7 protein-coding genes are annotated in these 12,021 nt (G+C 70.5%); 2 read left to right on the forward strand and 5 right to left on the reverse strand.

The annotated features are described in order from the left end of the window. Window positions 1-127 precede the first annotated feature (127 nt). Window positions 128-895 carry a hypothetical protein gene (locus IEY86_RS14320; protein ID WP_189132040.1) on the forward strand — a complete coding sequence of 256 codons (768 nt, stop codon included), beginning with the start codon at window positions 128-130 and terminating at the stop codon, window positions 893-895. A gap of 367 nt (window positions 896-1,262) precedes the next feature. After that, window positions 1,263-1,760 (forward strand): ribonuclease FAU-1 family protein, encoded by a 498-nt coding sequence (locus tag IEY86_RS14325; RefSeq protein ID WP_189132041.1) that lies wholly within the window; start codon window positions 1,263-1,265, stop codon window positions 1,758-1,760. An 885-nt stretch (window positions 1,761-2,645) separates the two neighbouring features. Here IEY86_RS14325 and IEY86_RS14330 read toward each other — a convergent pair. From IEY86_RS14330 to IEY86_RS14350, 5 genes are all read right to left on the reverse strand, one after another. After that, complete coding sequence (locus tag IEY86_RS14330; RefSeq protein WP_189132042.1) at window positions 2,646-3,281, reverse strand: RNA polymerase sigma factor; 636 nt, start codon at window positions 3,279-3,281, stop codon at window positions 2,646-2,648. 39 nt (window positions 3,282-3,320) lie between these two features. Next, a complete protein-coding gene (locus IEY86_RS14335) occupies window positions 3,321-3,812 on the reverse strand; it encodes a hypothetical protein (protein ID WP_189132043.1) in 492 nt (163 codons plus the stop codon). Window positions 3,813-3,981: 169 nt separating this feature from the next. Continuing rightward, complete coding sequence (mfd, locus tag IEY86_RS14340; RefSeq protein ID WP_189132044.1) at window positions 3,982-7,518, reverse strand: transcription-repair coupling factor; 3,537 nt, start codon at window positions 7,516-7,518, stop codon at window positions 3,982-3,984. Between the two features lie 384 nt (window positions 7,519-7,902). Then, window positions 7,903-10,467, reverse strand: coding sequence for an ABC transporter permease (locus IEY86_RS14345; RefSeq protein WP_189132045.1), 2,565 nt, complete (start codon window positions 10,465-10,467; stop codon window positions 7,903-7,905). After that, a complete protein-coding gene (locus IEY86_RS14350) occupies window positions 10,464-11,255 on the reverse strand; it encodes an ABC transporter ATP-binding protein (protein ID WP_189132046.1) in 792 nt (263 codons plus the stop codon). The genes IEY86_RS14345 and IEY86_RS14350 overlap by 4 nt, the downstream gene beginning before the upstream one ends. Window positions 11,256-12,021: the final 766 nt, after the last annotated feature.

The following is a 12,021-nucleotide window of genomic DNA, read 5'->3' on the forward strand; positions in this document are numbered from 1 at the left end:
CGCTTCACAGCGTGAACGAGTCGCCATCGCTCACTCTTGTTGACTCGGTTCACAGTGCATGTTCTCATTGTCCCACCGAAACACAGAGGGCTGTGAACGCACTCGTCGGCGACGGAGGGGGAACCCCATGCACCACCACTCGAAGCGCACCGCCCTGGCGGCGGCCTGCACCGCCGCGGCCATAGGCCTGGTGGGCTGCGGAACCGCCACCAAGGACGCCGGGAAGAGCCCTTCCGCAGCGCCGGTCACCAGCAAGCCCGCGGCCAAGGAGCCGTTCGCGGGACTGAGCGGACCGCGGATCGCCGACAAAGCGCTCGCCGCCACCCGGTCGGCGTCCTCGATGACCCTGCGCTTCGACGGCACGAGCGACGGGGAGCACATCACGGCCGGCATGGCGCTGGACAAGCGCGGCGACTGCGTCGGGGACCTGACGATGCCCCAGGGCGGCATCAGGATCATCAAGACCGGTGACACCGCCTATATGAAGTACGACGACGCGATGTGGAAGTCCCAGGGCAAGGACGGCGCGACCGCGGCATCGGTCATCGGCGACCGGTGGATCAAGACCAGCGCCGCCGACCCCGACTTCAAGGACCTCGGCTCGATGTGCGACCTGGAGGAACTGCTGGCCGGATTCGACGGCGACACCGAGGGCTCGCAGAAGGGCAGGCTCACCGTGCTCGACGGCAAGCCCGTGGTCCCGCTCGTCGAGAAGGACGGCAAGGAGGTCTCCACGGCCTACATCGCCGCCGAGGGCAAGCCCTACATCCTCAAGATCACCACCGAGGGCGGCAAGGAACCCGGCACCGCCGAATTCGCCGACTACGACAAGCCCGTGAACGCACAGGCCCCGTCCCCCAAGAACGCCGTGGACCTGGCAAAGCTCGGCGGCTGAGACGTTCCGTCCCGGAGGCGGAAGGAGCGCGCCAAGCGAGCCCGGTCGAGGCGGGCCGCCCACGGGGGCCCGCCTCGACCGGGGCTTCGAGCCGCCCCACGGCGGACCCCGTCGGCGGCAGCGAGGCCGGATCGGCCTCGACCGATGGCACCGGGCGCAGCCGGTACGGGATGACGGGCGGACGCGGCCCCACGCGCAGAGGGGGCGGGGCAACGCCGAGGCTCCGCGGCAGCGGCCGTCCGGGCGAGCCCGGCCGAAGCGGGTCTTCCACGACCCGCCAACCGCCGCCGGGGCTTCAAGCCCGCCCGGCGGCCGGCCGCCGGGAAAACCGGTGGCCCCCCGTCCGCTCCTGCGTGAGGCTGGCCGCATGGATGAAACGCTGACGCCGGGCACCGAGGTCGCGGTCAGGCTCGTCAAGCACCCGCGGGCCGATGTCCGCTACCCGGCCGTGGTCGGGCGCGACGACGGGACGCACATCGTCGTGCGGGCGCCCTGGGCCGGGGCGGCGGCGAAGGACTTCGGCTTCGTCCGGTTCGAGGACGGCGACATCTTCACCGAGCACTACTGGCGCGACCGGTGGTTCTCGATCAAGGAGGTCCGGACGGCGACGGGCTCCCTGAAGGGCTGGTACTGCGACATCGCCCGGCCCGCGCGAGTGGAGAGCGGCGCCCTCGTGGTCGAGGACCTCGACCTCGACCTGTGGCGGTCCGCCGACGGAGGCACGGTCCTGCGCCTGGACGAGGACGAGTTCGACGACAGCGGCCTCGAGCGACACGACCCGGCCGCGGCGGCGAAGGCCCGCCAAGCGCTGGACGAACTCGAACTCCTCGCCCGTGAAGGCGGCTTCGGGCCACTGCTGGCCTAGTGCCCGCCCTGGCCGCCCCTTCCGGGCTCGTGGCCCTTGGGCTTGTGCTCCTTGGGCTTGTGCCCACCCGGCTTACCCTTGCCCTTGCCCGGCTTGCCCTTGCCCGGCTTGCCCTTGCCCGGCTTGCCCTTGCCCGGCTTGCCCTTGCCCGGCTTGCCCTTGCCCGGCTTGCCCTTGCCCGGCTTGCCCTTGCCCGGCTTGCCCTTGCCCGGCTTGCCCTTGCCCNGGGCTTCGGCTTCTCCGGCTGCTGTTCCTTCGGCTCCTTGTCCTTCTTCGGCTCCTTGTCCTTCTTCGGCTCGTTGTCCCTGTTGGGCTTTTCATCCTTCTTCGGCTCCCTGTCCCCCTTCTCGACCTTCTCCCTCTTCTGCTCCTTCTTGAGCTTGTCCCTCAGCTTGTCCTGCTGCCCGCCGCCACCCGCCGACCCGGGCTCCCCGGCCGGCCCGGGGGCCGGCGACGTACCGTGCGCCGGCGAAACCGTGGCCGGGGCCGACGGCTTCGGCCTGTGGTCGCCATTGCCGGGCTCGAAGGACACCGCCCCGCCCGCCACCGCGACACCGCCGCCCAGCAACGAGGCGACCACCACTCCGAGGACGGCGGAACGGGTGGAGCGCATCCGGCGCCAGCGCGCCGCACCACCCGACCGCCAGTTCTCGCGGGCCGCGCGGAAGGCCGCCGCCGCGCGCTCCTCGCCCTCCCGGTCTTGGAGATCCAGCGGACCGGCCGCGGCCGACACAAGTCGGGCCAGGTCCCGCGCCGTACGCCCGTCCGGTGCGGCCGCACCCTCCCCGTGGCCGTCGCCGCTTCCGCGCCGGCTCCTGCCGCCCTCCGCGATCAGCCGCGCGATCTCGTTCCCGTCGATGCCCCGCCCCCCGTCCATACCGTTGGTCATCCCCGCACATCCGACGTCATCGAGCACCGCTGACCGCACTGCTCCAACCGCTTTCCGAGCCGCTTGAGGCCACGCGAGACCGACATCCTCACCGTTCCGGGCCGTTTGCCGAGCACTTCACCCACGTCCGCCGTGTCCATGCCCAAAACCACACGCAGCATCACCGCCTCCGCCTGGTCCGGCGGCAGTGTCGCCACCAGCGCCACGGCCCGTTCCGTGGACAGCGCCTCCAGTACGGCGTCGGCCGCGTCCCTGGCACTTCCGCGGGGCTCCGGCAACTGCTCGACGGGCAGCATCACCTCGTCCACCCGCGCGATCCGGCGCCGCAGCAGATCGCGGGCCCGGTTGCGGGTGACCACGAGCGCGAACCGCCGGAATCTCGGCCCGTCGCCCCGGAACCGGAACAGGTCCCTGGACATCTGCAGCCACGCCTCCGAGGCCACGTCCTCGGCGTCGTCACCGACCATCACCCGCGCGTAACGCACCAGTTCCGGGTTCAGCGCCTGGTACAGGATCCGGAACGCCGCCTCGTCGCCCTTCCGGGCCAATAACAGCGCTTCGGTCAGCCGGGCGGTCTCCCCGCCCGAAACCTCATTGAGTCTCCCCGGGACATTATTGTCCTCGTGATCCATGCGTCGATCCTGACAGAGCCGCGCAAGGCCGCAACCCCCTTAGAGGAGAAGCCACTTGACCACGCTGTCGCCCTCGTCCGCGGCCTTCGCGTAGAAACCGCGCAGGGCGTCGTGGTGGCGGTCGAAGGTCTTGCGAAGCACGCTGGTGAACCCGGCGCCGTGGGGCGGCACCAGCTGCTCGGCCGCCGCCGACCACAGGTCGTCGAAGCGGACGTCGTCCAGGAACGCCGATGCCTGCACCACCAGCGGCGGGTCGAGTATCACAAAGGGCGGAACGTCGGGCTCGGCGCCGCGGACGACGCGGCCGCCCAGGACCGGCAGGGTCTTGGGCTCACCGGTGTCCGGGTAGTGCCGCGCCCCGGTGTAGAAGTGGTGGACGTCGAGGAAGTCCCGCTCCAGGGAGACCATGGCGTGGGTGTCCGCCTCGTCCACCAGACCATCCCACGCGAAGTCGAACAGGCGAGTAAGCCACCCGGCGTCCTCCTTGACCTGGTTCACGGCCACCGCACGCAGATGGAAGTAGAAACTCAACGCCCGTCCCCTCGTCTCCGGCTCACGACGGCGACGGCCGCACCCGTGTCCTCCGGTCCGGGACCCCGGGCGAACGGTCCGCGACCTTCCGCGGACCGTTCGCCTTCTCACGACCACCGCTTCACCCGACACAGAGCGCGCGGCGGCCGGAATCCGTCACACCTCGGGCTCAGGTGTCGACGATCGAGGTCAGGAACTCCCTCGCCCAGGCCAGCAGATCGCGTCCCACCACGGGCTTGCCGCCGATGCGGGCCGTGGCCGGCCGCGGGACGAGGACCTGCCTTGTCGCCTGCTTGACGACCGAGCGCGGGTAGAGGCGCTTCAGGCGCAGTTCCTGGGACTCGCGCAGCTCGACCGGGCTGAAGCGGACATTGGCTCCCTGCAAGGTGATGTCCGCGACGCCGACCCGGCGGGCCAGCAGGCGCAGGCCGGCCACCAGCAGAAGGTTCTCCACCGGCTCGGGCAGCGGGCCGTAGCGGTCGGTGAGCTCCTCGCGGACGGCGACGATGTCCTCCTCGGAGTTCACCGACGCGATCGAGCGGTAGGCCTGCAGGCGCAGCCGCTCCCCGGGGGCGTAGTCGTGCGGGACATGGGCGTCCACCGGCAGCTCGATCTTGACCTCGAGCGGGGCCTCCTCGACCTCGCCGCCACCCGCCTCCAGCGCTGCGCGGTAGTCCGCGACCGCCTCGCCCACCATGCGGACGTACAGGTCGAAGCCGACGCCCGCGATGTGGCCGGACTGCTCGCCGCCGAGGAGATTGCCCGCCCCGCGGATCTCGAGGTCCTTCATCGCCACATACATGCCCGCGCCCATCTCGGTGTGCTGGGCGATGGTGGCCAGCCGCTCGTGGGCGGTCTCGGTGAGGGGCTTCTCCGGCGGATACAGGAAGTAGGAGTAGCCGCGCTCGCGGCCCCGGCCCACACGGCCGCGCAACTGGTGGAGCTGGGAGAGGCCGAAGGTGTCGCCGCGCTCCACGATGAGCGTGTTGGCGTTGGAGATGTCGATGCCGGACTCGACGATCGTCGTCGACACCAGCACGTCGGACTTCTTCTCCCAGAAGTCCACCACGACCTGTTCCAGCACCGACTCGCTCATCTGGCCGTGGGCGGTGGCGATACGCGCCTCGGGGACCATCTCGCGCAGCCGCGCGGCGGCCCGGTCGATCGACTCGACGCGGTTGTGGATGTAGAAGACCTGGCCCTCGCGCAGCAGTTCACGCCGGATCGCCGCGGAGATCTGGCGCTCCTCGTAGGGACCGACGAAGGTCAGGACAGGGTGCCGCTCCTCCGGCGGGGTGGTGATCGTGGACATCTCGCGGATGCCCGTGACCGCCATCTCCAGGGTGCGCGGGATCGGTGTCGCGGACATGGTGAGCACATCGACGTTGGCGCGCAGCTTCTTCAGCTGTTCCTTGTGCTCGACGCCGAAGCGCTGTTCCTCGTCGACGACGACGAGACCCAGGTCCTTGAACTTCGTCTCGTTCGAGAACAGGCGGTGGGTGCCGATGACCACGTCCACCGAGCCCTCGCGCAGCCCCTCGACGACCGCCTTGGCCTCGGTGTCGCTCTGGAAGCGGGACAGGGCCTTGACCACGACGGGGAACTGCGCGTACCGCTCGGAGAACGTCGTGAAGTGCTGCTGGACGAGGAGGGTGGTCGGCACGAGGACGGCGACCTGCTTGCCGTCCTGCACCGCCTTGAAGGCGGCCCTGACCGCGATCTCGGTCTTGCCGTAGCCCACGTCGCCGCAGATCAGCCGGTCCATGGGGACCGACTTCTCCATGTCCTCCTTGACCTCGGCGATGGTCGAGAGCTGGTCGGGCGTCTCCGCGTAGGGGAAGGCGTCCTCCAGCTCGCGCTGCCACGGGGTGTCCGCGCCGAAGGTGTGTCCGGGCGCCGCCATGCGGGCCGAGTAGAGCTTGATCAGGTCGGCGGCGATCTCCTTGACCGCCTTCTTCGCCCGTGACTTCGTCTTCGTCCAGTCGGCGCCGCCGAGCCGGTGCAGGGACGGGGACTCACCGCCCACGTACTTGGTGACCTGCTCCAGCTGGTCGGTGGGGACGAAGAGCCGGTCCCCGGGCTGGCCGCGCTTGGCCGGGGCGTACTCCACGACCAGGTACTCCCGGGTGGCGCCCTGCACCGTGCGCTGGACCATCTCGATGTACCGGCCGACGCCGTGCTGCTCGTGGACGACGTAGTCCCCGGCCTGGAGGGTGAGCGGGTCGATGGTCTTGCGGCGCCGCGACGGCATCCGGCCCATGTCCTTGGTGGAGGACTTCTGGCCGGTCAGGTCGGTCTCGGTGAGCACCGCGAGCCGCTGCCCGGGATCGACGAGGCCGAGCTCGACACCGCCGCAGGCCACATGCACCAGGGACGGCTCGGGAACGCTCTCCAGGTCGACGTCCAGTCGGGCGGCGATCCCCTCGTTGCCCAGGACCTCGACCATACGGGCCGCGGGGCCGTGGCCCTCGGTGACGAAGACGGTGCGCCAGCCGTCGGCGAGCCAGCCCTTGGTGTCGGCCAGCGCCCTCGCCGTGTCGCCGCGGTAGGTCTCGGTGGCGTGCATGCCCAGGCGCAGGGTGTCCGGGTCCAGCTCCTCGTCCGCGACGAAGGGACTCACCGACCACCACGGCATCCCGATCTCGCGGGCGTGGTCCCTGACGTCGGCCAGCCCCCACAGCGAGGCCGCGCCCACATCGATCGGGGCCTGTCCGCCGCCCGCCGAAGCCGCCCAGGACGCCTGAAGGAACTCCTGCGAGGTGGCCACCAGATCCGCCGCCCTCGTGCGCACCCGCTCGGGGTCGCAGACCACGGCCAGGCTGCCCGCGGGCATCACGTCGAGCAGGAGCTCCATGTCGTCGACGAGAACGGGCGCCAGGGACTCCATGCCCTCGACCGCGATGCCCTCGGCGATCCTGCCGAGCAGATCGCCCAGCTCCGGATGGCGCTCGGCCAGGGCGGCGGCGCGCTCGCGCACCTTGTCGGTCAGCAGGAGCTCACGGCACGGCGGCGCCCACAGGCCGTGCTCGGCCACCTCCAGGGAGCGCTGGTCGGCGACCTTGAAGTAGCGGATCTCCTCGACGTCGTCGCCCCAGAACTCCACCCGCAGCGGGTGTTCCTCGGTCGGTGGGAAGACATCGAGGATGCCGCCGCGCACGGCGAACTCCCCGCGCTTCTCGACCAGCTCCACCCGCGAGTACGCGGCCGCGGCCAGCCGGTCCACCACATCGCCGAGATCGGCCGACTCACCCGAGCGCAGCCGCACCGGCTCCAGGTCGCCGAGCCCGGCCACCTGCGGCTGGAGCACCGAGCGGACCGGAGCCACGACGACCTTGACGGGCCCCGCGGACGGGTCGTCCTTGCTGGGGTGGGCGAGCCTGCGCAGCACGGCGAGGCGTAGGCCGACGGTGTCGGAGCGCGGGGAGAGCCGCTCGTGCGGCAGCGTCTCCCACGAGGGGAACTCCACGACCGAGTCCGGCGGCAGCAGGGAGCGCAGCGCGGCCACCAGGTCCTCGGACTCTCTGCCGGTGGCGGTGACGGCCAGCACGGTGCGGCCGGAGCGGGCCAGAGCGGCCGCGGCGAAGGGCCTGGCGGCCGCTGGGCCCACCAGGTCCAGGTGCGGGCGGTTGCCGTCCGACGCTGCCTTCACCGCCTCGGCGAGGGCAGGATCCTTGACGACGACGTCGAGCAGACCGGTCAGACTCATGCGCCTTAGTGTCCTGTGGCTTCGGGGATTCCTGGATGACGCGATGCGGGCGTGCGGGCAACGCGAACAGCCCCGTACGCGCAAACGCCCCGGGGTCCTTCCAGGCTAGCCGGTGCCTGGGACAACTGTCCGAGGGCCGGAACGGGACCGGCCGCGGGCGGTTTCGCGCGCCGCGCCGACGGGGGCGGCTTCCCGGTGGGCGGGGCGCTGCTCCCCGGTGGGCCGGGCCCCGCGGGGCCGGAGGGGGAACGGGGCCCGAGCGGGAAAGGGGCCCGAGCGGCGATAGGGCCCGAGCGGGAAAGGGGCCACAGCGGGCAAGGGAGCGGCCCCGGTGCGCGGATTGGAGGGATGCGCACCGGAGCCGCGGTCTGCGGGTCGCCGCGGCTACTCCGTGGCGATGGCGTTCAGGACATTCATCCGTCCCGCCCGGAAGGCCGGGACCAGGGCCGCGATCAGGCCCACGACCGCCGAGCCGAAGAAGACCCAGATGATGGTCGCCCACGGGATCTCCAGCACCCCGAGGCCCTCCAGCGCCAGGAGCTTCTGCGCGGTGGCGCCCCAGCCCATGCCGAGCCCGAGCCCGACGAGGGCGCCGAACAGGGCGATGACGACCGACTCCAGCCGGATCATCCGGCGCAGCTGCCGCCGGGACAGCCCGATCGCCCTCATGAGGCCGATCTCACGGGTCCGCTCGACCACCGAGAGGGCCAGGGTGTTCACGACACCCAGGACCGCGACGATGATCGCGAGGCCCAGCAGGCCGTAGACCAGGTTGAGCAGCTGGCTGACCTGGCTCTGGATCTGCTCCTTGAAGTCGGCCTGGTTGCGCACCTGGAACGTCGGGTACTTGCTCAGGGCGTCCTTCAGGGCGGCGTAGGACTGCTTCTCCTGGCCGTCCTTGGCCTCGGCGAACATGATCACATCGAGCGGGAGCTTGTCGGCCGGAAGGTACTTCTGGGCCGTGCCGATGCTCGTGTACAGGGCGCCCTTGTCGAACGAGGTGTCGTCCGTGGTGATGGCGGCGATCTTGAGCTTCGCGGTCCGGCCGCCGACGAACGCCGCCGTGACCTCGTCGCCCAGCTTGATCTTGTGGTCCTTGGCGTATCCCTCGTTGACCGACATCGAGTCCGTCGCGTAGGCGTCCTCGAGCTTGCCGTGGACGGTCTCGACCCGAAGGTCCTTGGTGTACGAGGCGTCGGCGGCGGTCATCTGGCTGTCGTCGGACTTGCCGTCGGGCAGGGTCAGCCTGGCGTTGACCACCTTGTAGTCGGTGACGTGGTCCAGGCCCGGAACACCCTTGATCGCCTCCTCGGCCTTGGGGGTGATCTGCTGTTGGTTGTCGGCCTGGATGATGAAGTCCGCGCCCACCGACTTGTCGAGCTGGTCGTTGGCGGAGGCCACCATCGAGGAGCCGACCACCGACAGGGCGGCCACCAGCGCCAGGCCGATCATGAGCGCGGCGGCGGTGGCGCCGGTACGGCGCGGGTTGCGCAGCGCGTTGCGCTCGGCCAGGCGGCCGACGGGGCCGAAGACCCGCAGCACGACGGCGCTGATGGCCTTGACCACCAGGCCGGCGAGCAGCGGCCCGACCACGACGAACCCGATGAGGGTCAGCAGCACACCCAGACCGAGGAACTGCGCCCCCGTGCTCCCGGTGTCCGCGCTGGCCGCGGCGTACAGGCAGGCCCCGCCGATGAGGGAGAGCGCCACACCGATCCAGGCGCGCACCTTGCCCGACTTGCCGTCAGCGGGCATCCCGGAGTCGCGCAGGGCGGCCATCGGGGAGACCTTGCCGGCCCGGCGGGCAGGCAGGTAGGCGGCCAGGACGGTGACGATGACACCGAGGGCCAGACCGGTGACGGGCGTTGCCGTCTTGATGGTCAGCTCGGAGGTGTCCAGGTGCATGCCCACGCTGCCCATGAGCTTCATCAGCCCTATCGCCAGGCCCACACCGGCGCCGATGCCGAGGAGGGAGCCGACGACGCCGAGCAGGAGCGCCTCGACGAGCACGGAGCGGTTGACCTGCCGACGGCTGGCGCCGACGGCCCGCATGAGGCCGATCTCCCGGGTGCGCTGGGCGACGAGCATCGAGAAGGTGTTGACGATGAGGAAGATGCCGACGAGGACGGAGACCGCCGCGAAGCCGAGCATGGCCTTCTTCATGAAGCCGAGGAACGAGCCCAGGTCCTTCTGGTTGTCCTTGACGATCTCGGCCTTGGTCTGCACCTCGTAGTCGGTGCCGAGCGCCGCCACCACGCTCTTCTTCAGCTGGCCGTTCGAGACGCCGGACTTGGCGTCCAGGTTGATGGAGGAGAAGGCGTCCGGCTTGCCGAGCAGCTTCGTCTGCGCCGTCGGGGTGTCGAAGTAGAAGATGGCCGCACCGGGGTTGGTGGTGCGGAAGGTCACGATGCCGGTGACCTTGACCGTGAAGTCACCGGGAACGGCGATGACCCGGAGCTCGTCACCGATCTTGACGTGCTTCTTGTCGGCCGTGTCCTTGTCGATCATGGCCTCGGAAGGGCCGCTGGGCGCCTTGCCGGAGGTGAGGTCGACGGCCTTGTGCTCGGAGGGGTCCCAGTCGGTGCCTATGGTCGGGGCTCCACCGGTCGGGCCGACCTTCTTGTTGTCGGCGTCGACGACGGTGATCTTCTCGCTGTAGGCGTCACCGCGGGCGGACTTGACGCCGTCCACCGCGCGGATCCGCGTGATCAGCGAGGCCGGGAGGGTCTCGGCGCGCCCGGTCTCCTGGGCGTGCTCGACCTCCTTGGGCTTGACCGCGACATCGGCGGCCGTCGTGTTGAAGAGCTTGTCGAAGGTGGCATTGATGGTGTCGGTGAACACCAGGGTGCCGCAGACGAAGGCCACGGACAGCAGGACAGCGACCGCAGACAGCGCCATTCTCCCCTTGTGGGCGAAGAAGTTGCGCAACGAGGTCTTGACGACGGTCACACGGTCCTCCCGCGAGCGTCGAAGCGCTTCATACGCTCGAGGACGGCGTCAGCGGTGGGCTTGAGCATCTCGTCGACGATGCGGCCGTCGGCGAGGAAGAGCACGCGGTCCGCGTAGGAGGCGGCGACCGGGTCGTGGGTCACCATGACGATGGTCTGACCGAGCTCGTCCACCGAGCGGCGAAGGAAGCCCAGCACCTCGGCGCCGGCGCGCGAGTCCAGGTTTCCGGTGGGCTCGTCACCGAAGATGATCTCCGGACGGGCGGCGAGGGCGCGCGCGACCGCGACACGCTGCTGCTGACCGCCGGACAGCTGGGACGGCCGGTGCTTGAGGCGGTCCGCCAGGCCGACGGTCTCCACCACCCGCTCCAGCCAGCCCGCTTCGGGCTTGCGGCCCGCAATGTCCATCGGGAGCGTGATGTTCTCACCGGCGGACAGGGTGGGCAGCAGGTTGAACGCCTGGAAGATGAAGCCGATCTGGTCCCGGCGCAGCTTGGTGAGCTGCTTGTCCTTGAGCCCCGTGATCTCGGTCTCGCCGATCCAGATCCGGCCCTCGCTCACCGTGTCCAGACCGGCGAGGCAGTGCATGAGGGTCGACTTGCCGGAGCCCGAGGGACCCATGATCGCGGTGAACCGCCCCCGGGCGATGTCGACGTCCACGGCGTCCAGCGCCACGACCCGGGTCTCGCCCGAACCGTAGGCCTTGGTCACCTGACGCCCTCGGGCCGCGACCGCAGTAGGTCCACCGCCACTGCCGCCGGCCCTGGGTTCGGCAACTGCCGTCGTCACTGTTGTCTCCTGGTATCTCGTCGCTCACCCGGATTCCGTCTCGGTCGATCCGGTCCAGGCAAGCATGCTGGGTGTAGGGCGGGGGCTGCGATGGGGAAAGGCCCCGTCTTGGGCGGGGGCCGGCCCCACCGCGGATGGTGGAGCCAGGCCCACCGCCTGCGGCGAACACCCCCGTTGCTCTGTCCGTTCGCCGCAGGCGGAGTCTCTCCTGACCTGCGAGCACAAGGTTATGAGCCGGTCCGCGTGATTCCGTCATGCCCCAGGACGAACCCGTGGGTCGGAGGTTGTACGCGGGTACCCCTAGGGGCTGCTACTTCGGTACCGCTCCGCCGATCGCCTCAGCCTCGAGGATGACTGTGCATCCTCACACCACGTGAGGTGCAAGCCCGCCCCACGTAAGGTGCGAGCCCGCCCCGGCCTGCGCCGACGCGGGGTGTCGCGGCGGCGCTCCGCATGGAAAGGTGTGGATGACACGTATCTGTGGCGCGTGTCCCGGGAGGAGGACCACGTGGGAGCGTCGGCGGAGTCCGCGGGGTCCCGATCCGCGGGGGCGGGGTTCGAATCCGCCGGAGCGGGGTCCGCGAAGTCCGGATCCGCGAAGTCCGGATCCGCGAAGTCGGGGTCGGTGAACGCGCAGTCGACGAACGCGCAGTCGACGAACATGAAGTCGGCGGTGGCGGCAGAGGGGGCAGAAGGGGCAGAGGTACGGCTCGAGAAGGGGAACGACGGGCGCGCGGGGAGAAGTTCCCCGGCGGAGACTTCCCCG

It is taken from the genome of Wenjunlia tyrosinilytica, assembly GCF_014646055.1.
GTDB classification, from domain to species: Bacteria; Actinomycetota; Actinomycetes; order Streptomycetales; family Streptomycetaceae; genus Wenjunlia; species Wenjunlia tyrosinilytica.